This is a genomic window from Limosilactobacillus gorillae (genome assembly GCF_001293735.1).
Classification (GTDB): domain Bacteria; phylum Bacillota; class Bacilli; order Lactobacillales; family Lactobacillaceae; genus Limosilactobacillus; species Limosilactobacillus gorillae.
The window spans coordinates 17,138-41,540 of the sequence record NZ_BCAH01000018.1; the positions used below are offsets into that span (position 1 = coordinate 17,138).

Genomic DNA, 24,403 nt, shown 5'->3' on the forward strand with positions numbered 1-24,403 from the left:
AGTAGAATGATCGAATTTGAAAAACCAAACATCCACAAAGTTGAAGAAACAGACAACTACGGTAAGTTTGTCGTAGAACCGTTGGAACGCGGTTACGGGACGACTCTGGGCAACTCTCTTCGGCGTGTTATGCTAGCATCCCTGCCAGGGGCAGCTATCACCAGCATTCAAATTGATGGTGTTCTGCATGAATTCAGCACGGTTCAAGGAGTTACGGAAGACGTCACACAGATTATCTTGAACTTAAAGCAAGTCGCTTTAAAGATTGATTCTGAAGACGCAAAGGACCTGGAAATTGACGTTAAGGGTCCGGCCGAAGTAACAGCGGCCGACATCCAAGGTGACGGCGATATTACCATCCTAAACTCTGACCTTCACATTGCAACGGTTTCCGAGGGTGCTGAGTTGCACGTTAAGATGACCGCTGATAAGGGTCGTGGTTACTCATCTGCTGATGATAACAAGACTCGTATGGAGGGCTTGGCGATTGGTGTCTTACCAATTGATTCCATCTATACTCCGATCGAACGTGTTAACTACACGGTGGAAAACACCCGGGTTGGGCAAAGCAATGATTATGATAAGCTGACGTTAGACGTTTGGACCAATGGTTCCTTAACGCCAACGGAAGCAATTAGTCTTGCTGCCAAAATCCTCAATGAACACCTGATGATGTTCGTTAACCTCACGGAAGAAGCTAAGGCTACTCAAGTGATGGTTGAACGGGAAGAGACCCACCAAGAAAAGGTACTTGACAAGACCATCGAAGAACTTGACCTGTCTGTACGTTCATACAACTGTTTGAAGCGTGCTGACATCCAAACCGTAAAGGACTTAACTGAACGGACCGAAGCCGACATGATGAAGGTTCGGAACTTAGGAACTAAGTCACTGGATGAAATCAAGCTCAAGTTGGCTGAACTTGGCGTTGGTTTTCGCCAAGAAGATTAATTAATTATTTAAATTAAAGGAGGGAACACTTTCATGAGTTACCGTAAATTGGGACGGACCAGTTCACAACGGAAGGCTTTATTACGTGATTTAACGACGAGCCTCATCGTTAACGGTTCTATCACCACCACTGAACCACGCGCGAAGGAAGTTCGCAAGACCATGGATCAAATGATTAGCCTGGCCAAGAAGGGCGACCTTTCTTCCCGCCGGAAGGCTGCTGCCTTTGTTCGTAACGTTGTTGCTGACGTTAAAGAAGATGGCGATGACATCAAGATCCAATCTGCTTTGCAAAGTTTATTTGATGACCTTGCACCGAAGTACGCTGACCGCAATGGTGGTTACACTCGGATCCTCAAGACCATGCCGCGGCGTGGTGACGGTGCCAAGATGGTTATCTTGGAACTTGTCTAAGCTGGATTAAGTTAAATACGTAATAAAGAATCACTACGTTTGGTGGTATAGAGCGCTACGATGGTGAAGCATCTGCTTCTAGTCTAGCTTGAAGGTCGGAAACGGCGCGCCCCATTCGTAAGTGATTTTTTATTTGCGTAAAAATTTGCTAGAATAGTGAAGATACTTTAGTTTCAAGAGGAGGAAATTGGGTTTGGCAATGATTGAAGTGAATGGCGCAACCTTTACCTACCCGGGCAATAAGACCCCCGCACTAAGGGACGTTTCCTTTGAAGTCCAGGTGGGGACCTGGCTGGCAATTGTGGGGCATAACGGGTCTGGGAAGTCAACGTTAGCGCGCCTAATCGATGGCTTGCTTCCCCTGGGGACCGGGACAATTACCGTTGACGGCCTTCCAGTGACCGTTGCCAATTTGACGGCGATTCATCAGCGGGTGGCCTTCGTCTTTCAAAACCCGGATAATCAGTTTGTGGGGACGACGGTGGCCGATGACGTCGCCTTTGGCCTTGAAAACCAGCGCCTTGACCGGAATGAGATGCAAGCGCGGGTTAATCAGGCGCTTAAGGAGGTCAACATGCTCGAATTTGCCGATCGTGAGCCAGCCCAGCTCTCAGGGGGACAAAAGCAACGGGTGGCCTTAGCCGGGGCCCTTGCCTTACACCCCCAGGTGTTAATCGTTGACGAGGCAACGGCAATGCTCGATCCGGAGGGGAAGGACCAGATCATGAAGCTTTTGACTCGCCTCCATAATGAGGGGAAGCTGACGATCCTTTCGATCACCCATGATACCCGGGAGGCGGCCTTAGCCGACCAAATGATCATGATCGATGGTGGGCAACTGGTCGCCAACGGGGACCCGAAAAAACTCCTAGCCGACAAGAAGCTGATGGAAGACCACCAATTAACCCCGACCTTTCTGGTGGCCCTAAAGGATGAGTTAGCTAGCCAAGGGGTAACCGGCTTAGATGATGTTACGACCGAAGACGAAATGGTGACGTGGATATGGCAGAAGTTAAATTCAACCAAGTGAGCTACCGGTACGAAGGATCAGACAATATAGGCACGACGGCGGTAGCGAAGATCTCAGCCACGGTTCCCTCGGGGACAACCGCGGCGATCATTGGGCACACGGGAAGCGGTAAGTCGACTTTAATGCAAATGGTTGACGCCCTGCTGCTTCCCACGCAAGGTGAGATTCAGGTTGGGGACCTCACGATCAATGCGCAGACCCCAAAAAAGGAACTGGTTAACGTTCACCGCCGAGTGGGCTACGTTTTTCAATTCCCTGAAAAGCAATTGTTTGCGCCAACGGTCTTAGAGGACGTTGCCTTTGGCCCCATCAACCTGGGCCGCTCTGAAGAGGAGGCCCGTCAGGCAGCGAAAGAAACCCTGGCGGCACTAAACTTCCCACCGGAGCAACTAGACCACAGTCCGCTTGAACTTTCCGGCGGCCAGATGCGTCGGGTAGCCCTGGCCGGGGTGCTAGCCATGGAGCCAGACGTCTTGATCCTCGATGAGCCCACTGCCGGGCTTGATCCGGCCGGGCAAGAGGAACTCTTGCGACTGGTGGAGGGCCTTCACCAGCGGGGCATCACCGTCTTAATGATCACCCACCAGATGGACCAGGTAGCTCGCTTGGCCCAGCAGGTATTGGTGTTAAACGGGGGAAAATTGGCCTTTGATGGGCGGCCGGCCGACCTGTTCGCCCAGCCTGATTTGTTGGAGCAAAACCACTTGGCGGCGCCTCAGTCGGTGGCCTTTGCCAACCGTTTAAAGCAAGCGGGGATTAACATCGGGGCGCCCCTATCGTTATCCAAATTGGCGGCTAAAATTGCCGCGCAAGTAGGGGGTGGCCACAATGATGAATAGCCGGGTCTTATTTGGGAGTTATGTCCCAATGAACGCACCGTTACACCGCTTGGATCCCCGTCTTAAGTTGGTAACCTGCTTTTGGTACGTTGTGCTCGTCTTCTTTGCTCGGGGACCGTGGACCTATCTGATGTTGGTGGCCATGCTGGCAGGGATGATTGGTCTCTCCAAGATTGCCCTGCGTCTATATTGGACGGGGATTAAGCCGCTTATATGGGTAATCGGGCTGACGGTGGCCATCCAGATCCTCTTCTCCTCGGGCGGACATGTCTACTGGCACTGGGGATTGATGGCAATTACCAGCGCTGGGATCGCCCAGGCCTTCGTGATCTTGGCCCGGTTCATCCTGATTGTCTTGGCCTCGACGGTTTTAACCGCCACGACCCCACCGTTGCGGCTGGCCGATGCGATCGAGTCCCTGATGAGGCCGCTCAAAAAGCTTCGGGTGCCCGTCAACCAGATTGCAATGATGATCTCAATTGCCCTGCGCTTCATTCCGACGATCATGGAAGAGGTAAGCACGATCGTTAAGGCTCAGCAGGCCCGGGGCGTTGACTTCGCGTCCGGGAGCCTCTACACCCGGGTCAAGCGGATGGTGCCAATCATGGTACCGCTGTTTATTGGCGCCTTTCGCCGGGCTGAAGACCTGGCCATGGCTATGGAGGCCCGGGGCTACGACCCTGATCAGGAACGGACCCGTTATCGTCAATTAACCTGGCAGCGCCCCGACAGCATCGTGCTTGCGGTGGTGGTGCTTGTTTCTGCGCTCTTCTTCTTGGTTTTAGCGTTCACATAAGAAAGGACGGTTTTTTGTGCACCGCTATAAGATAACCTTTGCCTACGACGGCAGTAATTTTGCTGGCTTTCAAGTCCAACCCGGGGAACGAACGGTTCAACAGGTTCTTGAGCGGGCGGTCAATAAGATTGCCAAGAAGCCAACGCCACCGCTTCAAGTAATTGGCTCCGGGCGGACTGACGCCGGGGTGCATGCCTATGGTCAGGTGGCCCACTTTGATTTACCCTACCAGATTCCGGGCCCAGCTTTAGTCCGGGCGCTCAACTCCAGCCTACCACTGGACGTATTGGTCAAGGAAGCGACGGAGGTTTCCGCCGACTTCCACGCCCGCTTTGGCGCCCACCACAAGCGCTACCGCTACCGGGTAGTGGGGGGCGAGTTTACCAACCCCTTCAAGCGCAAGTACACCGGCCACTTCAAGTACCCGGTTAACGTTGAGAAAATGCAAGCCGCCGCTAAGGACCTGGTTGGCGAACACGATTTCACCTCCTTTGTCGCGTCAGGATCCCAGGCCGTGAGCAATGTTCGTCGCATTGATGAGGTCACGGTAGTTAAGGATGAGGAAAATGACGAGGTGGTGTTTGACTTCGTTGGGAACGGCTTTTTGTACAACCAGGTCCGGATCATGGTTGCCTTCTTGCTAGAAATTGGCAACGGGCGGCGGCCGGTCAGCGACGTCAAACGGGTGCTAGCGGCCAAGAATCGTGACCTGGCCCGGGGAACGGCCCCGGCTAGCGGTCTTTACCTGATGGAGGTCACCTACGATTCCCCGGTGAATTCACAAAATAATTGACGATCGCCGGTTTAACGAGTAAACTACTAAATGGTATTTCTTTTCCATAAATTACTCGGTACACAATTTATTGTAAAAGAAAGACAAATATTGGAGGAACTTAATCGTGAGAACGACATACATGGCAAAACCTGGTCAAGTTGACCGTAAGTGGTACGTTGTTGATGCTAAGGGCATTTCCCTTGGTCGTTTGGCTTCTACTGTTGCAGCTATTCTGCGCGGTAAGAACAAGCCAACCTTCACTCCGCACGTTGACACTGGTGACTACGTTATCGTTATCAATGCCGCAGAAGTTAAGTTAACTGGTAAGAAGGCTACTGGGAAGATCTACTACCGTCACTCCAACCACCCAGGTGGTTTGAAGCAACGTACGGCCGGCGACTTCCTCGCTAAGGATCCTGAAAAGATGGTTGAACAAACTATCAAGGGGATGCTTCCTCACACTCCGCTCGGCCGGAAGATGGGGATGAAGCTGCACGTTTACGCTGGTGAAAACCACAACCAAGCAGCTCAAAAGCCAGAAGTACTCGACATCACTAACTTAATCTAAGGAGGGAACGGAATTGGCTCAACAAGTACAATACAGCGGTACTGGACGTCGTAAGGATGCAACCGCACGCGTTCGTTTAGTGCCAGGTTCTGGTAACATCACTATGAACGGCAAGGCAATCGAAGACTATATTCCGTTTGCCAACTTACGTGCCATCGTTAACCAACCATTTGCCGTAACTAAGACGGAAGGTCAATACGATGTCTTGGTAAACGTAAACGGTGGTGGCTTCTCCGGTCAAGCCGGTGCTACCCGTCACGGGATTGCCCGCGCATTACTGGCCGTTGACCCTGACTTCCGTGATGCCTTGAAGAAGGCGGGTCTCTTAACTCGGGACTCACGGATGAAGGAACGTCGTAAGCCAGGTCTCAAGAAGGCCCGTAAGGCTTCACAGTTCAGCAAGCGTTAATCATTTATTATCGCTTATCAAAAAGCACCGACTTGTGTCGGTGCTTTTTTTGTAGTCGTATATTTGTCTACTTAAGGGTAAAGGTTAGCTTGACCGGGTTGTGGTCAGCGTAGTCAAAGTTGGTGTTGAGGTTGGTGGCGGTGGCCCGAACGTTTGAGGAGACCAAGAAACCGTCACAAACGGTCCGGTAGTTGACTCCTGGGTGATAGGCAATATCGGTTGAGCGCACGGTCGGGACGGTTTCCTGGTTGGTCGCCTTGATTATCGTGAAGTGTTTGGCGACCATGTCTTGGTCGAGCACCGAGATCCAGTCGGGGACCCGTTCTTGGCTAGCGAAGTGGGTCAGCATGTCCTTGCCTAGGGCGTGGTTGTAATCTCCCCCGACAATCACGTAGTTGCCGTTCTGGTAGGCCTTTTCAATCACCGCGTTCAATAATTTCATCTGGGCCTTTCGCATCTGGCCGCCCTTGTCATAGGCCGACATGTGACTGTTGATCAAAAGCAGGGACTTACCGTTATTGACCGGGATGGTGGTAATTGAAAAGCAGCGGTCGAGGTCGGTAAAGCGTGAGATGAAGCTGGTGGTGACCGGGTACTTACGCCGGGTTGCCGTCGTAATCTGGTAGCGGCTGAGCGTCAAGAGGCCGGACTGGACGCTTCCGTGCGGATCGGTTAATGGCCACATCAGGAAGGCCGAGTGGAAGTTGTTGGCAAAAACATGGCCGTAGCCCTTAAACGACTGTTCGAGGATTCGGACCTGATTGACGTGCTTTGAGCGGGTTGAATTCGTGTCGATTTCTTGGAAGAGCATGAAGTCAGGGTGCTGGGTTTGCATGACCTTGACAACGCCCTTAGTGTCATTCAGAACGGTCGTCTTACTTGCCGCCGTTCCGCGCTTGCCCCGCGTCTTAGTACCATTTTTCAATTCACCTTCGTCCATGAAGAAGCTGAACTGGTGGTTGTATGCCCCAAAGCCAACGTTATAGGTGGTAGTGGTGTAATTCTTACCCACCGTCAGTTTGGCTGCCTGGTTATTGCCCACCTTTAGACTCTGGTGGTCAGGGATCCGGTAGTACTGGTGTTGCATGTACAAGACGTAGCCTAGGATGGCCACGGTTAAAACGGCCACCACGCACAGCAGGGTAGTGACGGTCCTCTTAAAAGCTTTCACTGATTTGAACTTCCTCGTTGTTGTTTGGCCCTATCATATCAGATTGGTGGGTGGGACTTAAAGAAGGGATTAAGTAAAACGGCAGCGCCCGTTTTGAAATGCTTGCCACGTGACTCAAAAGAACGAGGGGCGCCGGACAGTTATCCACAAATTAAATTATAGTATGAAAAATGACTAGCTAAGCATTGTGAAGGATGATACAATCATAACCGTAATTAAGAGTTCACAATTCATGATTGAGAGAAAGTGGGGAACCTTATATGTCAAAGAAAGTTGCTTTAGTTACCGGTGCCGGCCAAGGAATCGGGGAAGCCATTGCCAAGCGGTTAGCCAAGGATGGGTTTGCCGTTGCCTTAGTGGCACGTCATGCGGAGGCCTTGGAAAAGGTTAAGCGGGAAATCGAAGCCGAAGGTGGTCAGGCCCTCGTTGTCTTGGCTGACGTTGCTAAGCGTGATGAAGTGTTTGCCGCCGTTGACAAGACGATTGCGGAATTCGGCGACTTTAACGTGATTGTTAACAACGCCGGGGTTGCCCCGACCACGCCAATCGACACGGTGACGCCAGAAGACCTCAACTTCGTTTACTCCATTAACGTCGGTGGGGTAATCTGGGGAACTCAAGCAGCCCACGCGGCCTTCAAGAAGCTGGGCCACCCGGGGAAGATCATCAACGCTACTTCCCAAGCCGGGGTGGTGGGGAACCCGAACCTGACCGTTTACTCCAGCTCCAAGTTTGCTATCCGGGGGATCACTCAGGTAACGGCCCGGGAACTAGCCGAAGAAGGGACAACCGTCAATGCCTTTGCCCCTGGGATCGTTAAGACCCCGATGATGTACGATATCGCCCACAAGGTCGGCCAAAACGCCGGTAAGAGTGATGAATGGGGGATGCAGACCTTTGCCAAGGACATCGCCTTAAAGCGCCTGTCCGAAGCCAGTGACGTTGCCAACGCGGTGGCCTTCCTGGCTGGTCCGGATTCTGATTACATCACCGGGCAAACCCTTGAAGTCGATGGTGGGATGCAATTCCACTAAAATTAAAGAGCGCAATCATCAAATAAGGGAGTGTGACAGCCTTGCCACACCCCCTTATTTAGTTGATAAAACTTCGGTAAAAATTAGTAATCTTTCAGTAATAAATGCGGTAAGATGAATGTATGATTATCTGAATAAACCTGAGGAGGAGAATTTGTGGCTAAGCGAAAGAGACGCACGAAGAAGGGGGGCCAAAAGAAGGCCTATTGGCTGGTTGCCGTTCTGATCATCTTAATTGCCCTGATGGGGGGGTACGTGGGTTACCATTTATACCAACGCCACGTACAAGAGCAGATCATCGAAAGACAGCAAAATGCTAAAAGACTCTTTATCAAGGAGATCGCCCCGGAGGCCCAGGCAATGCAAAAGCAGTACCACGTGATGGCCTCAATCACCATGGCACAAGCAATCCTGGAGTCGGACTGGGGGTCGTCGGATCTGGCGGCCAAGTACCACAACCTGTTTGGGATTAAAGGGACCGGCGCCGATTCCAAAGAGTTATCGACTAAGGAATACGTTAACGGTAAGTGGGTCGTGACCAAGGGCCGGTTCAAGGTCTATGATTCCTGGGACGATTCAATCGCTGATCACACCAAGCTGATGCTTAATGGGACCGACACTAATAATCAGAATTACCAAAGCGTAGTTAATGCCACGACTTACCAACAGGCGGCCGTTGCCCTGCAAGACGCTGGGTACGCAACTGATCCTGATTACGCCTCCAAGTTAATTAACGTGATTAAGTCCTACAACCTTGACAAGTATGATGAATAAGGAGTTGCACCACCAATGAAAGAATTAGAAGAAAAGATTCGTCAGTACGGAACCGTTTTACCGGGTAACGTTTTGAAGGTGGACGCCTTTTTGAACCACCAGGTGGATCCGGTGTTGATGCAACACATCGGCCAAGCGTTTGCCAAGCTCTTCAAGGATGCCGGCGTAACGAAGGTATGGACGGTGGAGTCATCCGGGATCGCTCCGGCGGTGATGACGGGGTTGGCCATGGGCGTTCCGGTGGTGTTCGCCCGCAAGCACAAGAGTTTAACCCTGAATTCTGATATGTACACGGCTGACGTTTACTCCTACACCAAAAAGACCACGAACCGGATCTCAATTTCACAAAAATTTGTTGAACCAAGTGACCGGGTCCTCTTGATTGACGACTTCTTGGCCAATGGTCAGGCCGTTGAGGGGATGCTTGAAATTGCCGATCAGGCCGGTATCGAGGTTGTCGGGGCCGGAATTGTGATTGAAAAGAGTTTCCAACCCGGGGCCGCAGAACTGGCAGCCAAGGGAATTCGAGTGGAAGCACTGGCCAAAGTTTCGTCGCTTGCGGATGGAAAGGTAAGCTTTGAATCAACGGAAGGGGATAATTAAGATGGCTGGACAAAACCTCTTATCGCAAGGAAAGACACTTGGGATCATTGGTTTAAGCAGTAAGGATTGGCCAATGCTGGTGGCGGCCAAGAAACTAGGCTTAACGGTGGGGGTCTACGTTGATCACGCCCAGCCCCAGCTGACCAAGCTAGCGGACTTCACGATTGTGGGCAACTACCGCGACCGCGATAAACTAACCGAGTTCGGCCAAAACAGTGATTTGGTGGTTTATGCCAGCCCGTTGATCGCCCCGGTCGCCATCAAGTACCTCACTAACTTCACCCTGGTACCCCAGGGCTTAGAGGCACTTGAAATCGCTCAGGACCGCCTGATGGCGCGGGCCCTTTTGGATGAGATCAACGTCAATGTCTCGCCCTACGTAACCGTGGTTTCCCTTGATGATATCTACCAATCAATCGATTCAATCGGCTACCCAGCCATTCTAAAGCCCATTCAGCGGGGCGTGGGTGAACGAAGCCTGCAGATCAACCGCCAAGCGGACATCGCCTACGCGGACAACTACATTCAGGGTGGCGCCTACCTCCTGGCGTCCTGGATTGATCACGACGCCGAATACAACCTGACGGTGGCTACTGACGGCCAACAGGTAATGACCTTCCCACTGGTGGAGGAGTTCTTCAACGAAGACCGTGAGCTGATCGAGGCTACGACCCCAACCCAGGTATCGGAGGCCATGAAAGACGAGATGGAACGGATCGCAACCGAAATTGCCAAGAAGCTTGGCTACCGGGGGGTAATCACGGTTCGCTTCTACGTCACTTCGTCCGGGGCTTTATACATTAGCTCCTTTGACCTGGCGCCAACCATCTCGGGGAACATTTTCGAGCAGGTCACGGAGGTTAACCAGTATGAACAGTTCTTACGAGTGGTCGGGGGGATGGCCCTTCACGAGCTGCACGCACTACAACCGGCCGTGCTGGTGCCTCTTTACAATGATCAATTAGCATCGGCCGCCTACCAGCAGGTCCTAAAGGAGAATTGGCAGTTCGCCTTCTTCCCCGATGATGAACCCCGTCGCAAGGATGTTAAGGGAGTGGCCTGGGTGACTGGAGGGCCGACGGCAATGGTTAACGACCTCTTAAATCAGGTTGACGCAACGGAAATTCTTCGTCCCTTAACCACCACTACGGCTGATGAGGAAGAGTCCGATCACGAATAAGTAATTAAAGGGGAACCCAGATGCATCCACGGGGGTATTTCCCGGGAAATTTGGTATAATGGAAGTCACGATTTACTACAGAGAGGATGGTACCAGGCGTGCAAAACCAACCGATGTTAGAAGGAATGAACGATAAACAAAGCGAGGCCGTTTTAACCACGGAGGGGCCCTTACTGGTGATGGCCGGAGCGGGTTCCGGTAAAACCCGGGTTTTAACCCACCGGATCGCTTACCTGATTGAGGAGCGTCATGTCTTACCGTGGCACATTTTGGCGATCACCTTTACCAACAAGGCGGCCCGGGAAATGAAGGAACGGGTTGCCAAGCTACTGGGGGAAGCCGGCAACGACGTGTGGGTTTCAACCTTCCACGCCCTGTGCGTCCGGATTTTACGGCGTGACATCGAACAATTGGGTTACAACCGGGCCTTCACGATTGCCGACACCAGTGAGCAGCGGACCCTGATCAAGCGGATCTGTGAGGAACAAAACATCGACACCAAGAAGTTTGAACCACGCCAGTTCTTGTCGGCGATTTCGAACGCCAAAAATGCGATGGAGGACCCAGCGACCTTTGTTAAAAACCACCAGCGCCCCTTTGATCGGATGACCGGGCGCGTGTACGAAGCCTACCAAAAGGAGCTGGAACGCAACCAAACCTTGGACTTTGACGACCTGATCATGAAGACGATCGAGCTGTTTAAGAAGTCCCCGGAAACCCTGGCTTACTACCAAGATAAGTTCCAATACATTCACGTCGATGAGTACCAGGATACCAACGACGCTCAGTACGAGCTGGTGCACATGCTGGCTCAAAAGTACGAGAATATCTGCGTGGTTGGGGATGCTGATCAGTCGATTTACGGTTGGCGCGGCGCCAACATGAATAACATCTTGAACTTTGAAAAGGACTACCCCAACGCCCATTCCGTGATGCTGGAACAAAACTACCGTTCCACGCAGACGATCTTAAAAGCGGCCAATGAAGTGATCGCCAACAACCTGGAGCGGAAGGATAAGAACCTGTGGACCGAAAACGGGGCCGGCGAAAAGATCTCCTACTACCGGGCCCAAAACGAGCACGACGAGGCTCAGTTCATTGTTAAAAAGATCCAAGAGGAACGGGCTAAGCACAACTACCAGTTTCAAGACTTTGCCGTCCTGTACCGGACCAACGCCCAGTCGCGGGTGATCGAAGAAACCTTCCTGAAGTCGACGGTCCCGTACACGATGGTGGGGGGACACCGCTTCTACGACCGGATGGAAATTCGTGACCTGTTGGCCTACCTGACCCTGATCGTTAACCCGCTAGATTCAATGTCCTTTGAGCGGGTCGTTAACACCCCGAAGCGGGGGATTGGGATGACCTCGGTTGAACGGTTACGGGAGTTTGCCCAGGAATCGAATCTACCGCTGCTGGCGGCGGCCCAAAACGTTCAAAATGCCAATGCCATCACGGCGCGGACCCGTAATAAGATTGACGAGTTTGGCCAACTGATGGCGGCGCTGCAAGAAGAGGCCAAGGTTCTGTCAATCACGGACCTGACTGAACAGGTTCTTGAGCGCTCAGGCTACTTAGACGAGCTGAAGAAGGATCGGACCCTGCAAGGACAAACCCGGCGCGAAAACTTGGAAGAATTCAAGTCGGTAACGGCCGAATACGACCGCCAGCACAAGGATGACGCGGGGATGGACAACCTGCAGAAGCTGGCCGACTTCCTGGCCGGCTTAGCCCTGGTTTCTGACCAGGACGACGTTGATGAGGCCGAACCGGCCGTGACCCTGATGACCCTCCACGCCGCCAAGGGGCTGGAATTCCCGGTAATTTTCTTAATCGGGATGGAAGAGGGGGTCTTCCCGCTTTCCCGGGCAATGACGGACAACAAGGAGCTGGAAGAAGAACGGCGTCTGGCCTACGTGGGGATCACCCGGGCCAAGAAGAAACTCTATATTTCAAACGCCTTCTCACGGATGCTATATGGGCGGATCCAACGCAACCGCCCGTCGGAATTCGTTGAGGAAATCACCCCGGAACTGCTGCAATCAGAGAACCAAAATCAGGGCGAACGCTCGTTAAGCGGACGGATCGCCGGCGGCAATTCCTATTCCTACCGAGCCGCCACGGCCACGACCTACCGGCGCCCATCTAACGCCGGCAAGCGGGTGGCACCGAAGACCAACACTGGTACGGGGGCCGAAAAGAAGGCTTGGCGGATCGGTGATAAGGTGAACCACAAGAAGTGGGGGCAGGGAACGGTGGTTTCCGTCAACGGGGACGGGGCCGACATGGAGTTAGACATTGCCTTCCCGCAACAGGGCGTTAAGCGCCTGCTGGCAAGCTTTGCCCCAATTACCAAGGTGGAGGATTAAGATGGCAAAAGAACAAGCGGTCAGCGAACTGACCAAAGAGGAAGCGACGCGGGAATTAGGCCCCCTGCGCGACCAATTACGGACCTGGGGGGAGGAGTATTACGAACAAGATGCCCCAAGCGTGGCGGATTACGTTTATGACCGGGCTTATCAGCGGCTGGTTGAAATTGAGCGCCGTTTCCCAGACCTGGTAACGCCGGATTCGCCAACCCAGCGAGTGGGGGGGCAGACCGAGAGCCAGCTTAAGAAGGTCACTCACGAAATCCCGATGCTTTCGATGGGGGACGTCTTTTCGCCCGAGGAGCTAGCTGACTTCAACCGTCGCCAGCAGGCGAACAGCGCCGTGGACGTTGACTTTGATTACAACCTGGAGCTCAAGATTGACGGCCTATCGCTCTCCTTGGTCTACGAAAACGGAAAACTCGTGCAGGGGTCAACCCGCGGGAACGGGACCATTGGCGAGGACGTGACCGAAAACGTTAAGACGATCAAGTCGGTGCCTAAGAAGTTGTCCGCACCACTCTCGCTCGAATTCCGGGGCGAGTGCTACATGCCCAAGGAAGCCTTCGTTAAACTGAACGCCCAGCGTGAAGCCGATGGGCAGCCGGTCTTTGCCAACCCCCGTAACGCCGCTGCCGGTTCCCTTCGTCAATTAGACCCCCGGGTGACGGCCCGCCGCCAGCTAGACACCTTCATGTACTACGTCCCAGACTTTCAGGCGCTGGGGGTAACCACCCAAGCAGAGGCGCTTGAAAAGATGAAGGAGCTGGGCTTCACGGTCAACCCCAACTATCGAGTGGTTCATAGCCAAGCGGAATTGACCGCCTACATTGAAGAATTCACGGCCAAGCGGAACCAGCTCCCCTACGAGATCGATGGGATTGTCGAGAAGGTTAACGACTTGGCCACCCAGGTCGACCTGGGAAGCACGGTTAAGGTACCCCGTTGGGAAATCGCCTATAAGTTTCCGCCGGAAGAGCAAGCAACCGTGGTTCGCGACATCGTGTGGACGGTCGGTCGGACCGGGAACGTCACCCCAACGGCGGTCATGGACCCGGTTCAGTTAGCGGGGACAACCGTTTCACGGGCCTCCCTGCACAATCCAGCCTACCTGGCCCAAAAGGATATTCGGCTGGGTGATACCGTTTTACTCCACAAGGCCGGCGACATTATTCCGGAAATTTCCCAGGTAATAATTGAGCAGCGCCCTGACGACAGCCAGCCTTACCAGGTCCCGACCACCTGTCCGGAGTGTGGGGCCGAGCTAGTCCACCTTGATGACGAAGTGGCCTTACGTTGCATCAATCCAATGTGCCCGGCTCAGATCAAGGAGGGCCTGGCCCACTTTGCCTCCCGGAACGCCATGAATATCGACGGCCTGGGGCCAAAGATTATTGAGCACCTCTTTGACCGGGGGCTGGTTAAGGACGTCGCCGATCTGTACCGCTTAAAGGCCGAGCAATTGTTAACTTTGCCTAAATTTGGGGATAAATCGGTCAGCAACCTATTGACAGCCATTGCTAATAGTCGTCATAATTCATGCGAACGCCTTTTGTTTGGCCTGGGGATCCGTCACGTGGGAGTCAAGGTTGCCCAGCTGCTAGCGGCCGAGTTTGGTTCCATCGACGCCCTGATGCGGACCCCACTGGAGACTATCTCCGCCGTCGATTCGATTGGGCCGATCATCGGTGATTCGGTGGCCACCTACTTTGCAAACGAGCAGGTCCACCAGCTGATCGGTGAACTCAAGGAGGTCGGGGTTAACATGACCTACTTGGCGCCAACTGCTCCAGCCACGGCAAGCGACGAGTGGCAAGACAAGCGGGTGGTTTTGACCGGGAAGCTGACGAAGATGACCCGGGGCCAGGCCCAAGAATGGCTGACGGCCAGGGGCGCCACCGTCACCGGGAGCGTCTCGAAGAAGACCGACCTCTTAATCGCCGGTGAAAAGGCCGGTAGTAAACTAGAAAAGGCACAAACGCTGGGGATTCTGGTCTGGAATGAGGACCAATTCGACCAAGCAATGAAGGAGGAAAACTAGACGTGCGAGTAAAGAAAATCGTCTTGGCGGCGGCTTTGACCATGGTGGCCGCCGTGACGCTTGCCGGTTGTGGCAAGAAAAGCTCGAGTGTGACAACCACCGGGTCAACCAGTGGTAACTACCAAGGGGTGATTGAAGACGGTCGCTACAAGACCAGTAAGGCCCGGGGGGTTAATACCGCCCAAAACAGCAATGTGAACAACCTTAAGGCCTTTGAAGCCGGGTTGACCAACGTTTCAAAACAGGTTTTCTCCACCAAGAGCTACATCTTCCAAGAGGGCCAGTACCTGTCCTCAGGCACCCTGGAAAACTGGTTAGGCCGCAAGACCTCCAGTAACCCGACCGGTTTAAACCCGGCCAAGGGGAAGAGCAGCGATCCGAACCCAGTGTACATCCAGCAGATTGAAGAACAGGATTACATGCAACAAAGCGGCGATTCCCTTAAGCTGAAGGGGATTGTGATCGGGATCGGGGTCAACAGCGAGTACACCTACCAAAAGACCACCGGTGGCCCGAACTACACTAAAGACATCTCGGATGCTGAGGTGCAAAAGCAGGGGAAGCTGGCCGCCCAAAAGATCTTGAAGCGGCTCCGGGAACGGAAGAGCCTGAAGAACGTGCCGATCGTGATCGCCCTGTTCAAGCAGGCACCGGACGATTCCCTGGTCGGCGGGACCTTCTTCGCCTATAGTAAGAACGATGGTGACACCATTTCGTCATGGAAGAGCCTGAATTACAAGGCGGTAGTCCTGCCCAAGGCAAGTGACGCCACATCCAACGAAGCCAGTGATCAATCCGATAACTCCAACTTCACTAACTTTAAGACCCAAATCCAGTCCTTCTTCCCGAACCTGAGTGGGGTGACGGCCCAGGCCGAGTACCAGAATAACTCGCTTTCCGGGATGAACATCACGGTTACCACGCAGTTCTACAGTCAAACTGAAATTCAATCCTTCACGGAATACATCCTGCAGGCCGCTAAGAAGTACCTGCCAAGTGGGATTCCAATTGAAATCAAGATTGAATCATCAAACGGGATTCAGGCGGTGGTCTTCCGCAATTCCGGCTCCAGCTCTTACCAAGTTCACGTCTTTGGTGCTTACTAATCTAATGAGTTGAACATGATCAGAGAACCCCGGCGTTCATCAAAAAACGCCGGGGTCCTTCTTTTTTAGCGGGGCTTGAGTTAATAAGTTGCCCTAATTGTGATAAAATAAGGGATTGTATAAATCATCAATGCAGATAGGAAAAGAGGTTGAGAGAATGGCTGAGCAATTAGACCGGCAACAGGTCGAACACGTTGCGGACCTGGCCAAGCTTTCGTTTACTGATGCGGAACTGGCTAAGTTCACTCCCCAACTCGAAGAAATCGTTGGCTTGTTTAATGACCTGGCAGAGGTCGACACGACGGGCGTTGAACCAATGACCACGCCGACGACCGAGGTCAACGTGATGCGCGAAGACGTAGCGGTGCAGAGTAGTGATGAAGAACGAAAAGCCCTGCTTGATAACGCACCGGAAACGGCGAACGGCTTAATCAAGGTGCCAGCAATCATCGACGAAAGCGAGGACGGAGAAGAGTAATGACTTTTTACGGTAAAGACATTTCGGGCCTGCACGCCGATTTGGTTGCGAAGAAGGTTAGCGCCACTGAATTAACCAAGGCGGCCTTTGACCGGATCCAGGCCACCGACGATCAAGTGCAAGCCTTTTTGGCCTTAAATAAGGAGGCAGCCTTAAAGCAAGCGGCCGAACTGGACCAAGCGGGAATTGCCGCGGATCAGCTACTGGCCGGAATTCCGCTGGCCATTAAGGACAACATCGTTACCAAGGGCCTGACGACGACGGCGGCTTCCAAGATCCTGGAGAACTTCAAGCCGGTTTACGACGCCACCGTGGTTGAAAAGTTGAATAAGGCGGGGGCGATCACGGTCGGGAAGGTTAACCTGGACGAATTTGCCATGGGTTCCTCGACCGAAAATTCAGCCTTTCAGACGACCAAGAACCCGTGGGATCTGACCCGGGTGCCGGGTGGTTCGTCTGGTGGCTCGGCTGCGGCCGTGGCAGCTGGCGATGTTTTAGGGGCGCTGGGCTCTGACACCGGTGGTTCGATCCGGATGCCCGCCTCCTTCACCGGGACGGTCGGAATGAAGCCAACTTACGGGCGGGTTTCCCGTTGGGGCTTGATCGCCTTTGCGTCCTCCTTTGACCAGATCGGCTGGCTGACCCAAACCGTTAAGGATAACGCCATTTTGATGAGTGCCATTGCCGGACTTGATGAACGCGACATGACCAGTGCCAACCAAATGGTACCGGACTTTGCCGCCGGCTTGAACGATCAGGCTGACATCAAGGGCATGAAGATCGCCGTTCCGCGTGAATACATGGAAGGCGTTGACGACGACGTTCGCGAAGTGATTGAAAACAGCTTAAAGCATCTTGAATCACTGGGCGCAACGATCGATGAGGTTTCTCTGCCGCACACCAAGTACGGGGTACCGGCTTACTACATCCTGGCCTCTTCGGAAGCCTCCTCCAACCTACAACGGTTTGACGGCATTCGTTACGGCTTCCGGGCCGATGACGTCAAGAATCTGGAGGACGTTTACGTTAAGACCCGTTCCCAAGGCTTTGGGGATGAAGTTAAGCGCCGGATCATGCTGGGGACCTTCTCCCTGTCCGCTGGGTTCTACGACGCCTACTTCAACAAGGCCGCCAAGGTTCGGCGCCTGATCGCCCAGGACTTTGACAAGGTCTTCAAGGACTACGACTTGATTGTCGGGCCAACCGGGACCAGCACGGCCTTCAAGATTGGGGCTGAAATTGCCGATCCAAAGCAAATGTACTTTAACGACGTTTTGACCGTGACCTTGAACATGGCCGGCCTGCCGGGAATGTCGATTCCTGCCGGCTTCTCTAAGGACAACAAGATGCCGGTCGGCCTGCAGTTGATCGGGAAACGCTTTGACGAAGCGACGATCTACAAGGCCGGTTACGTCTTTGAACAGACGACCGACTTCCACAAGCAAACGCCAGAATTAGGATAGGGGGAACGTTAATGAACTTTGAAACAACGATTGGGCTAGAAGTCCACGTAGAATTAAAGACCAACTCCAAGATCTTCTCCCCGTCCCCGGTTAACTTTGGGGCGGCGCCAAACGCCAACACCAACGTGATCGATTGGGGGTACCCAGGGGTCTTGCCGTCCATCAACAAGGGTGTGGTTCGCGATGGGATCATGGCCGCTTTGGCCCTGCACGCCAACGTGACCAAGAAGATGCACTTTGACCGTAAGAACTACTTCTATCCGGACAACCCGAAGGCCTACCAGATCACCCAGTCAGAAACGCCAATTGCCCACGACGGTTGGGTTGAAATTGAAGTTGACGGCAAGAAGAAAAAGATCGGGATCAAGGAAATGCACATCGAAGAAGACGCCGGGAAGAACACTCACACCGGCAGTCACTCCTATGTCGACTTGAACCGGCAGGGGACGCCGCTGATCGAAATTGTTTCCAAGGCCGATATTGCTTCCCCAGAAGAGGCCGTGGCCTACCTGGAAGCATTGCGCCAACGAATTCAGTTCACCGGGATTTCCGACGTTAAGATGGAAGAAGGGTCGATGCGGGTCGACACCAACATCTCCGTTCGGCCGTACGGCTCCGATCAATACGGGACCAAGACGGAAATGAAGAACATCAACTCCTTTAACTTCGTCAAGAACGCCCTGAACTTCGAAGCCGATCGGCACCAAAAGGTCTTAATGGCCGGGGGTGAAATCGTCCAGGAAACCCGTCGTTACGATGAGGCAACCAAGGGAACGGTCGCTATGCGGACCAAGGAAGGCTCCGATGATTACCGCTACTTCCCGGAACCGGACCTGCCACCACTGATCGTTGATGACGCCTGGATCGAAGAAATTCGTTCCCAGATGCCGGAGATGCCAGGTGAACGTCGGCGCCGTTACGTTAACGACTTAGGATTAACGGATTACGACGCGATGGTCCTGACCCAGACCAAGGAAATGGCCGATTTCTTTGAAGCTGCCGTTAAGGATGGGGGCGACGCCAAGAAGGTTGCCAACTACCTGATGAACGACGTCAACTCCTACTTGAACAACCAGCACGTTGACCTGCAAGACACCAAGCTGACGCCGGCCAACCTGGCGGGGATGATCAAGCTGATTGACGACGGAACGATCTCCTCGAAGATGGCCAAGAAGGTCTTCAAGGGAATCCTGGCTGGGGAAGAACCGGCCGCCTTTGCCAAGGCCAATGGTTTAGTTCAGCTTTCCGATCCGGCAGAACTACAGCCGATTATTGACGCCATTTTGGATGACAACCAGCAGTCAATCGAAGACTTTAAGAACGGGAAAGACCGGGCCTTTGGCTTCTTGATTGGTCAAATCATGAAGAAGACCCAGGGGAAGGCTAACCCGAAGGTGGTTAACCAGTTACTCAGTAAGTCACTCAACGAACGTTAGGAGGGGCGGCCATGACCAAACGAGCCCGGATAATTTATAACCCCACCTCGGGGCGTGAAACTCTGCGTAATGACTTGGTCGACATCCTCGCCGTCTACGAGCAGGCCGGTTACGAAACCAGCGCTTACGCCACCACGCCTGAACCGAATTCGGCTAAAAACGAAGCCACCCGGGCAGCCAAGGAGGGCTTTGACCTGATTGTGGCGGCCGGGGGGGACGGAACCTTAAGCGAGGTTATCAACGGACTAGCCGGGCTAACGAAGCGCCCCCTATTGGCGATCATTCCGGCCGGGACGACCAACGATTACGCCCGGGCCCTGAAGGTACCCCGCGATAACCCGGTGGCCGCGGCCAAGCTGATCCTGGACCCGGCCAACCGCTTCAAGATTGATATCGGTAAGGCCGGCGAGAAGTACTTTATGAACATCGCGGCCGGCGGGACGCTGACGGAGTTGACCTACGACGTGCCTTCCCAGATGAAATCGATGTTTGGCTACCTGGCCTACTTCGCTAAGGGCGCCGAAATCCTGCCCCAGGTGAAGCCGGTTGCCATGGAGATCACCTACGATGGGCAAACCTTTAGGGGCAAGGCCTCAACGATCTTCTTGGCCCTAACCAACTCGGTGGGGGGCTTTGAACAGATCGTCCCGGACGCCTCCTTAGACGACGGGAACTTCTCCTTGCTGATCGTCAAGGACTCCAGCCTCCTGGGGATGATGCAGCTGATGGGGAAGGCCCTAAACGGCACCCACATTGATGATCCACGGGTGATCTACGTTAAGGCCAAGGACGTAACGGTGAAGCCCCTTAATTCAAATGATCGGTTAATGATTAATTTGGATGGGGAGTACGGTGGGGACGCACCAATGGAGTTCCACAACCTTCACCAACACATGACAGTGGTGGCCAACATGGACGCCATTCCGGACGACGCGATTACCCGCGACATCACGCCCGACATGCAAAAGGCCGAAGCCGACTTTGTGCGGGGGCTGGATGAAATGGAAAAGGATGCCGGACAAACCAAATAGCGTCTGAAACATAGGACTAGAAGCAACGTAGCAAGGGGCTCCAGTAGAAGTTGGGTTATCCAACCGCTGGAGCCCCTTTGTTCCTTGCGGGGGTGCGCCCCCGCTACATATCAAATTACACGGAGGAAATTATGAGTAAGGTGCAATTACCAGTTTACAAAAACGAGACGGTTAGGGGGACGGTCCAGGACTTGACCTACCAGGGGAACGGGGTCCTAAAGATTGATCACTATCCGATCTTTGTTCCCAATACCCTGCCGGGGGAAGTGGTCGCGGTTAAGGTGACCAAGCTAACGAAAAACTTTGCCTGGGGAAAGCTGCTCACCATCGAAAAGAAGAGCGCCGATCGGATCGATAACCCCAACTGGAAGTACTTGCAAACGGGGATTGCGCCGCTGGGCCACTTGACCTACCCGGCGCAGCTCAAGTTCAAGCAGCGCCAGATTGAAGAACTCCTGGAAAAGGCCCACTTGAACCTAGCGGTGGCCGAAACGCTGGGGATGGCCCAGCCCTTTGGCTACCGTAACAAGGCCCAGGTGCCGGTGCGGATGGTGCAGGGCCAGCTGACGACCGGCTTTTACAAGCGGGGCAGTCACGACCTGGTTCCAATTGAGAACTTCTACATCCAAGACCCGGTGATTGACCAGACGATTATGATCGTCCGTGACATCTTGCGTAAGTACAAGGTGCCGGCCTACGATGAACAAAACCACCGCGGGGTGATCCGGACGGTGATGGTCCGGCGCGGTTTTTACAGCCACCAAGTGATGGTTGCCTTAGTGACTAACGGCAGGGCGTTGCCACATTCAACCGAAATTACCCGGGAAATAAGTGAACGGGTACCCGGCATCGCAAGCATCGTGCAAAACGTTAACGCCAAGCGGACCAACGTTATCATGGGCCCCGAAAACCACTTGCTATGGGGCGAGCCAACCATTCACGACACCCTCTTGGGGATCGACTTTACCATCTCGCCACTGTCCTTTTACCAGGTCAACCCGCAACAGACTGAACGCCTCTACCAAACCGCGATTGATAATGCCGGCTTAGACGGGAGCCAGACCGTTATCGACGCCTACTGTGGGATCGGGACGATTTCGCTGGCCGTGGCTAAGCATGCCAAGCACGTTTACGGGGTTGAAATCGTGCCGGCTGCCATTGAAGATGCCAAGCAAAACGCCGCTAACAATGGGATCACCAACGCCACCTTCGTCGTTGGCAAGGCCGAAGAGCAGTTTGCCAAGTGGCAAGCAGCGGGCCTCAAGCCTGACGTGGTAATCGTTGACCCGCCACGCAAGGGTCTGGACGAACAACTCATTGAAGCTACTGGGAAGATGGCGCCGAAGAAGGTCATCTACGTCTCCTGTAACCCGGCCACCCTGGTCCGTGATTTACAACGCTTTGCTGAACAGGGGTACCAGGTCACCAAGCCAATTCGACCGGTGGATCAGTTCCCGCAAACGACACACGTGGAATCTGTGACGGTTTTAGAGCGCACACAAATCGATTAGAATTTGCTAAATGGTTGTTGGATGAGTCGCTGACCTCGGATTGCTCTATCCTTTGGCTAGTGCGGGATAGGAAAATAGTGTTTAAGCGAGCTTAATGAGTAGCTTCTAATAAATCGAGAGGACGAAATCTAAAACTATGACATCAAAAAAGTGTTAGTGCAACTTTTTAGGAGCGGGAGGTGATGCGATGAAGCCTGGAGTGTTAAATGAGATACTTGCTAAAGCGCCAAATGAAAGTGATCATTGGGATTTCAAAGAAAAATGGTATGCGAATAAAGGTGAGCTACTAAGAGACATTATGAATTTAGTAAATACGGTCCATCATGATGATTGTTATATTATAATCGGTGTTGATGACAGTGGGAAAATAGTTGGCGTCGAAGATGATTCAAATTTTATAAATAGACAGCAGCTACAAGATTTTTTAAGAAGGAAGCCATTCGCTCAGAATTGGTATCCCAAGACAGATGTTGAATCTTTCCAAAAAAATGGACATAGGATTGATGTAATAACAGTCTATAATTCTGATAATACGCCAATTTATCTTAGCAAAAATGTAAATCGAAAAGGCGGGCCACTTAAAGCCGGTTTAATTTACTCTAGAATTAATGATTCTAATACTCCGGTAGACGAGTCAACTACTGACAATCAGATGGAATTATTGTGGCAAAAGAGGTTTCATTTAGATAGAACTATTAAAGCCAGATATAAATATGCACTAAAGCATCCAGAAGATTGGGATGATATCTATCCACTTGAAACAATGGATCAAACGTACGTTTATTCTAAGGATCCGAATTTGGTAATTAAAACCGAGGGGCCCTTAACGGATAAAAATAGACATTTTGATTCGTACATGATGTCAGAATTCACAATAAGAATAGATTGGTCTTTGATACAACTTTACTATGGAAATACAATTATATATGACTCATATATTTTTCCGGTGGATGATGGGTCATATAAAATGATTATTCCAGATCATGGATTTATAAATGTCCCAGATAGCTTTAAGAATAAAAGTTATACATTCTACTTAAAGGACGATTTTCCGTATCTTCTTACAAAGTTTGTAAATAGTTTTGGGCAAGGCAGATCATGGAGAGTAGGGTGGCATAATATACAATCTGATGTTGTCATTTATAATGATGAAGATGAAAGAAACTATTATGAAAGTCTGTTTATGGAGTACTATCAGAATAGTGATAAGAATGACTTTGAACCAAAATTAGATAGGATAAGAAGTCTGATTGGTAAAATAGAACAAAGCGGGACACATGGTGAAGGTGGAGACATAGATCTTATAGCAAAATCAATGGAAGAAGAGCATTTAGTTGTTGAATGTATCAAGAAACTTCAATCTAAGGCACAACAAAACCCCGATAATAGCTAAGCTACTATCAGGGCTGTGTGGTAAAATTTTCTTACAGATTAACTTTTAATGAATCGCCATTTTGGAATTCTACATCACAGTAGGTTTCCTGAATGGTGATTTTTTTGATTAGTTGTCGTACAAGATGTTCATCAAATTCGTTTAGCTGTTTGCTATTGGAATCAATAAACTTTTGGAGATTGACGATTTTCTCAATTTCTTCAGTTTGCTGATCATGGATTGTTTGAAGCTCATCACGTTGTTGTTGGTTTTTTGCAAATTCATTCGCGATTTTTTCATATGATTCGGAGTGGGGTGATTGGTTGACCAGAAGAATTTGTAGTCGATCAAGTTCACGATCTAATTGGGTTGCTTTTTCTTCATTTACCTGATTGATTGCGTGACTGATATTTCTTTGGAGTTTAGCGCGGAAGGCTTTGTTAGGCTTAATGATTTGATTAAAGGCGGCTAAGCAAACTTCCTTTAAGCGCCGTTCTGATATGGGTCGCCCGTGGCAAGTTACAAGGTCATGATCATGGCCGGTTATACAAAGCCATTTAACTACTTGGCCATGTTCGTCAGAGTAGTTATAAGCAACTCGGTGGTAGATATCCCCACAGCGTCCACAGAATACTTTCAAAGAGAAGCAAGTGCGTTTGTTATAATGCCGTGTTTTCCCGCATGGTACTTTGACACCAGCTCGACGCCGTTTTCGTTCTTCTTGCACTCGCCGAAAGAGGTCTTTAGGAATTATCGCTTCATGGTCGTCTTTGATATAGTACTGAGGCATAATGCCTTGGTTGCGAATGCGCTTTTTGGTTAGAGAGTCAATGGTATAAGACTTTTGAAGTAGGGCATCACCGATGTATTTTTCGTTCCTTAGAATTGAGGCAATATTGGAATCGGCCTATTTGGTATTGCCGGCACTATTTTGGGATGCCTTCTGCGGTTAAGTGCCGGGCAATTTGTTTACAAGAATAAAGAATATCATTCAAGGTAATCATAGTAGATACGTTTTACCGTTTTTGCCTGGTCAGGGTTAACGATTAAGT

Annotated in this window: 23 protein-coding genes; 21 read left to right on the forward strand and 2 right to left on the reverse strand. The window is 51.9% G+C overall.

Annotated elements, in window-relative coordinates; translation table 11 throughout:
* The first annotated feature begins 6 nt into the window (after nt 1-6).
* The 8 genes from AOQ57_RS03200 to rpsI all read left to right on the forward strand — a co-directional run bounded on the left by AOQ57_RS03200 (nt 7) and on the right by rpsI (nt 5,782).
* Nucleotides 7-951, forward strand: coding sequence for a DNA-directed RNA polymerase subunit alpha (locus AOQ57_RS03200; RefSeq protein WP_093625145.1), 945 nt, complete (start codon nt 7-9; stop codon nt 949-951).
* 33 nt (nt 952-984) lie between these two features.
* Entirely contained in the window at nt 985-1,365 is a 381-nt protein-coding gene (gene rplQ / locus AOQ57_RS03205) for a 50S ribosomal protein L17 (protein WP_093625147.1), read from the forward strand.
* Between the two features lie 193 nt (nt 1,366-1,558).
* Nucleotides 1,559-2,395 (forward strand): energy-coupling factor transporter ATPase, encoded by an 837-nt coding sequence (locus tag AOQ57_RS03210; RefSeq protein WP_093625149.1) that lies wholly within the window; start codon nt 1,559-1,561, stop codon nt 2,393-2,395.
* Complete coding sequence (locus AOQ57_RS03215; RefSeq protein ID WP_093625151.1) at nt 2,368-3,234, forward strand: energy-coupling factor transporter ATPase; 867 nt, start codon at nt 2,368-2,370, stop codon at nt 3,232-3,234. The genes AOQ57_RS03210 and AOQ57_RS03215 overlap by 28 nt, the downstream gene beginning before the upstream one ends.
* The gene (locus tag AOQ57_RS03220) at nt 3,227-4,030 is read left to right on the forward strand and encodes an energy-coupling factor transporter transmembrane component T family protein (RefSeq protein ID WP_093625237.1); all 804 of its coding nucleotides are present in this window, start codon (nt 3,227-3,229) and stop codon (nt 4,028-4,030) included. Before AOQ57_RS03215 ends, AOQ57_RS03220 begins: the two co-directional genes overlap by 8 nt.
* Nucleotides 4,031-4,046: 16 nt before the next feature.
* Nucleotides 4,047-4,823 (forward strand): tRNA pseudouridine(38-40) synthase TruA, encoded by a 777-nt coding sequence (truA, locus tag AOQ57_RS03225; RefSeq protein ID WP_093625153.1) that lies wholly within the window; start codon nt 4,047-4,049, stop codon nt 4,821-4,823.
* Nucleotides 4,824-4,929: 106 nt separating this feature from the next.
* Nucleotides 4,930-5,373, forward strand: coding sequence for a 50S ribosomal protein L13 (gene rplM / locus AOQ57_RS03230; protein WP_093625155.1), 444 nt, complete (start codon nt 4,930-4,932; stop codon nt 5,371-5,373).
* A gap of 13 nt (nt 5,374-5,386) precedes the next feature.
* Nucleotides 5,387-5,782: a 30S ribosomal protein S9 gene (rpsI, locus tag AOQ57_RS03235; protein WP_093625157.1), complete on the forward strand. Its 396-nt coding sequence runs from the start codon at nt 5,387-5,389 to the stop codon at nt 5,780-5,782.
* 67 nt (nt 5,783-5,849) lie between these two features.
* Here rpsI and AOQ57_RS03240 read toward each other — a convergent pair whose 3' ends face one another.
* Nucleotides 5,850-6,953, reverse strand: coding sequence for an endonuclease/exonuclease/phosphatase family protein (locus AOQ57_RS03240; protein ID WP_093625159.1), 1,104 nt, complete (start codon nt 6,951-6,953; stop codon nt 5,850-5,852).
* A 260-nt stretch (nt 6,954-7,213) separates the two neighbouring features.
* On the opposite strand from AOQ57_RS03240, the gene AOQ57_RS03245 reads away from it, so the two are divergent.
* The 13 genes from AOQ57_RS03245 to AOQ57_RS03305 all read left to right on the forward strand — a co-directional run bounded on the left by AOQ57_RS03245 (nt 7,214) and on the right by AOQ57_RS03305 (nt 23,372).
* Complete coding sequence (locus tag AOQ57_RS03245; RefSeq protein ID WP_093625161.1) at nt 7,214-7,987, forward strand: (S)-acetoin forming diacetyl reductase; 774 nt, start codon at nt 7,214-7,216, stop codon at nt 7,985-7,987.
* Between the two features lie 156 nt (nt 7,988-8,143).
* On the forward strand, nt 8,144-8,761 hold the full coding sequence (locus AOQ57_RS03250) for a glycoside hydrolase family 73 protein (RefSeq protein WP_093625163.1): 618 nt from the start codon (nt 8,144-8,146) through the stop codon (nt 8,759-8,761).
* 15 nt (nt 8,762-8,776) lie between these two features.
* The gene (locus AOQ57_RS03255; RefSeq protein ID WP_093625165.1) at nt 8,777-9,364 is read left to right on the forward strand and encodes a xanthine phosphoribosyltransferase; all 588 of its coding nucleotides are present in this window, start codon (nt 8,777-8,779) and stop codon (nt 9,362-9,364) included.
* 1 nt (nt 9,365) lies between these two features.
* A complete protein-coding gene (locus tag AOQ57_RS03260) occupies nt 9,366-10,544 on the forward strand; it encodes an ATP-grasp domain-containing protein (protein WP_093625167.1) in 1,179 nt (392 codons plus the stop codon).
* Nucleotides 10,545-10,630: 86 nt separating this feature from the next.
* The gene (pcrA, locus tag AOQ57_RS03265; protein ID WP_439950840.1) at nt 10,631-12,913 is read left to right on the forward strand and encodes a DNA helicase PcrA; all 2,283 of its coding nucleotides are present in this window, start codon (nt 10,631-10,633) and stop codon (nt 12,911-12,913) included.
* A 1-nt stretch (nt 12,914) separates the two neighbouring features.
* Entirely contained in the window at nt 12,915-14,954 is a 2,040-nt protein-coding gene (gene ligA, locus AOQ57_RS03270; protein WP_093625171.1) for an NAD-dependent DNA ligase LigA, read from the forward strand.
* A gap of 2 nt (nt 14,955-14,956) precedes the next feature.
* Nucleotides 14,957-16,060, forward strand: coding sequence for a CamS family sex pheromone protein (locus tag AOQ57_RS03275; RefSeq protein WP_093625173.1), 1,104 nt, complete (start codon nt 14,957-14,959; stop codon nt 16,058-16,060).
* A 157-nt stretch (nt 16,061-16,217) separates the two neighbouring features.
* On the forward strand, nt 16,218-16,538 hold the full coding sequence (gene gatC / locus AOQ57_RS03280) for an Asp-tRNA(Asn)/Glu-tRNA(Gln) amidotransferase subunit GatC (RefSeq protein ID WP_093625175.1): 321 nt from the start codon (nt 16,218-16,220) through the stop codon (nt 16,536-16,538).
* Nucleotides 16,538-18,001: an Asp-tRNA(Asn)/Glu-tRNA(Gln) amidotransferase subunit GatA gene (gene gatA, locus AOQ57_RS03285; protein ID WP_093625177.1), complete on the forward strand. Its 1,464-nt coding sequence runs from the start codon at nt 16,538-16,540 to the stop codon at nt 17,999-18,001. Before gatC ends, gatA begins: the two co-directional genes overlap by 1 nt.
* 11 nt (nt 18,002-18,012) lie before the next feature.
* A complete protein-coding gene (gatB, locus tag AOQ57_RS03290; RefSeq protein ID WP_093625179.1) occupies nt 18,013-19,437 on the forward strand; it encodes an Asp-tRNA(Asn)/Glu-tRNA(Gln) amidotransferase subunit GatB in 1,425 nt (474 codons plus the stop codon).
* A gap of 11 nt (nt 19,438-19,448) precedes the next feature.
* Nucleotides 19,449-20,468 (forward strand): diacylglycerol kinase, encoded by a 1,020-nt coding sequence (locus AOQ57_RS03295; RefSeq protein WP_093625181.1) that lies wholly within the window; start codon nt 19,449-19,451, stop codon nt 20,466-20,468.
* A gap of 131 nt (nt 20,469-20,599) precedes the next feature.
* Nucleotides 20,600-21,979, forward strand: a complete 1,380-nt coding sequence (rlmD, locus tag AOQ57_RS03300; protein WP_093625183.1) for a 23S rRNA (uracil(1939)-C(5))-methyltransferase RlmD — start codon at nt 20,600-20,602, stop codon at nt 21,977-21,979.
* Between the two features lie 187 nt (nt 21,980-22,166).
* On the forward strand, nt 22,167-23,372 hold the full coding sequence (locus AOQ57_RS03305; RefSeq protein ID WP_093625185.1) for an ATP-binding protein: 1,206 nt from the start codon (nt 22,167-22,169) through the stop codon (nt 23,370-23,372).
* A 31-nt stretch (nt 23,373-23,403) separates the two neighbouring features.
* On the opposite strand, the gene AOQ57_RS03310 is transcribed toward AOQ57_RS03305, so the two are convergent.
* A complete protein-coding gene (locus AOQ57_RS03310) occupies nt 23,404-24,246 on the reverse strand; it encodes a recombinase family protein (protein ID WP_093625187.1) in 843 nt (280 codons plus the stop codon).
* Nucleotides 24,247-24,403 lie beyond the last annotated feature (157 nt).

Coding starts and splice junctions, on each gene's coding strand:
- AOQ57_RS03295 (WP_093625181.1), top strand. CDS start 19,449: ATGACCAAACGAGCCCGGATAATTTATAACCCCACCTCGGGGCGTGAA.
- ligA (WP_093625171.1), top strand. CDS start 12,915: ATGGCAAAAGAACAAGCGGTCAGCGAACTGACCAAAGAGGAAGCGACG.
- AOQ57_RS03305 (WP_093625185.1), top strand. CDS start 22,167: ATGAAGCCTGGAGTGTTAAATGAGATACTTGCTAAAGCGCCAAATGAA.
- AOQ57_RS03215 (WP_093625151.1), top strand. CDS start 2,368: ATGGCAGAAGTTAAATTCAACCAAGTGAGCTACCGGTACGAAGGATCA.
- AOQ57_RS03260 (WP_093625167.1), top strand. CDS start 9,366: ATGGCTGGACAAAACCTCTTATCGCAAGGAAAGACACTTGGGATCATT.
- AOQ57_RS03245 (WP_093625161.1), top strand. CDS start 7,214: ATGTCAAAGAAAGTTGCTTTAGTTACCGGTGCCGGCCAAGGAATCGGG.
- AOQ57_RS03220 (WP_093625237.1), top strand. CDS start 3,227: ATGAATAGCCGGGTCTTATTTGGGAGTTATGTCCCAATGAACGCACCG.
- pcrA (WP_439950840.1), top strand. CDS start 10,631: ATGGTACCAGGCGTGCAAAACCAACCGATGTTAGAAGGAATGAACGAT.
- rplQ (WP_093625147.1), top strand. CDS start 985: ATGAGTTACCGTAAATTGGGACGGACCAGTTCACAACGGAAGGCTTTA.
- rlmD (WP_093625183.1), top strand. CDS start 20,600: ATGAGTAAGGTGCAATTACCAGTTTACAAAAACGAGACGGTTAGGGGG.
- gatA (WP_093625177.1), top strand. CDS start 16,538: ATGACTTTTTACGGTAAAGACATTTCGGGCCTGCACGCCGATTTGGTT.
- AOQ57_RS03255 (WP_093625165.1), top strand. CDS start 8,777: ATGAAAGAATTAGAAGAAAAGATTCGTCAGTACGGAACCGTTTTACCG.
- gatB (WP_093625179.1), top strand. CDS start 18,013: ATGAACTTTGAAACAACGATTGGGCTAGAAGTCCACGTAGAATTAAAG.
- gatC (WP_093625175.1), top strand. CDS start 16,218: ATGGCTGAGCAATTAGACCGGCAACAGGTCGAACACGTTGCGGACCTG.
- AOQ57_RS03200 (WP_093625145.1), top strand. CDS start 7: ATGATCGAATTTGAAAAACCAAACATCCACAAAGTTGAAGAAACAGAC.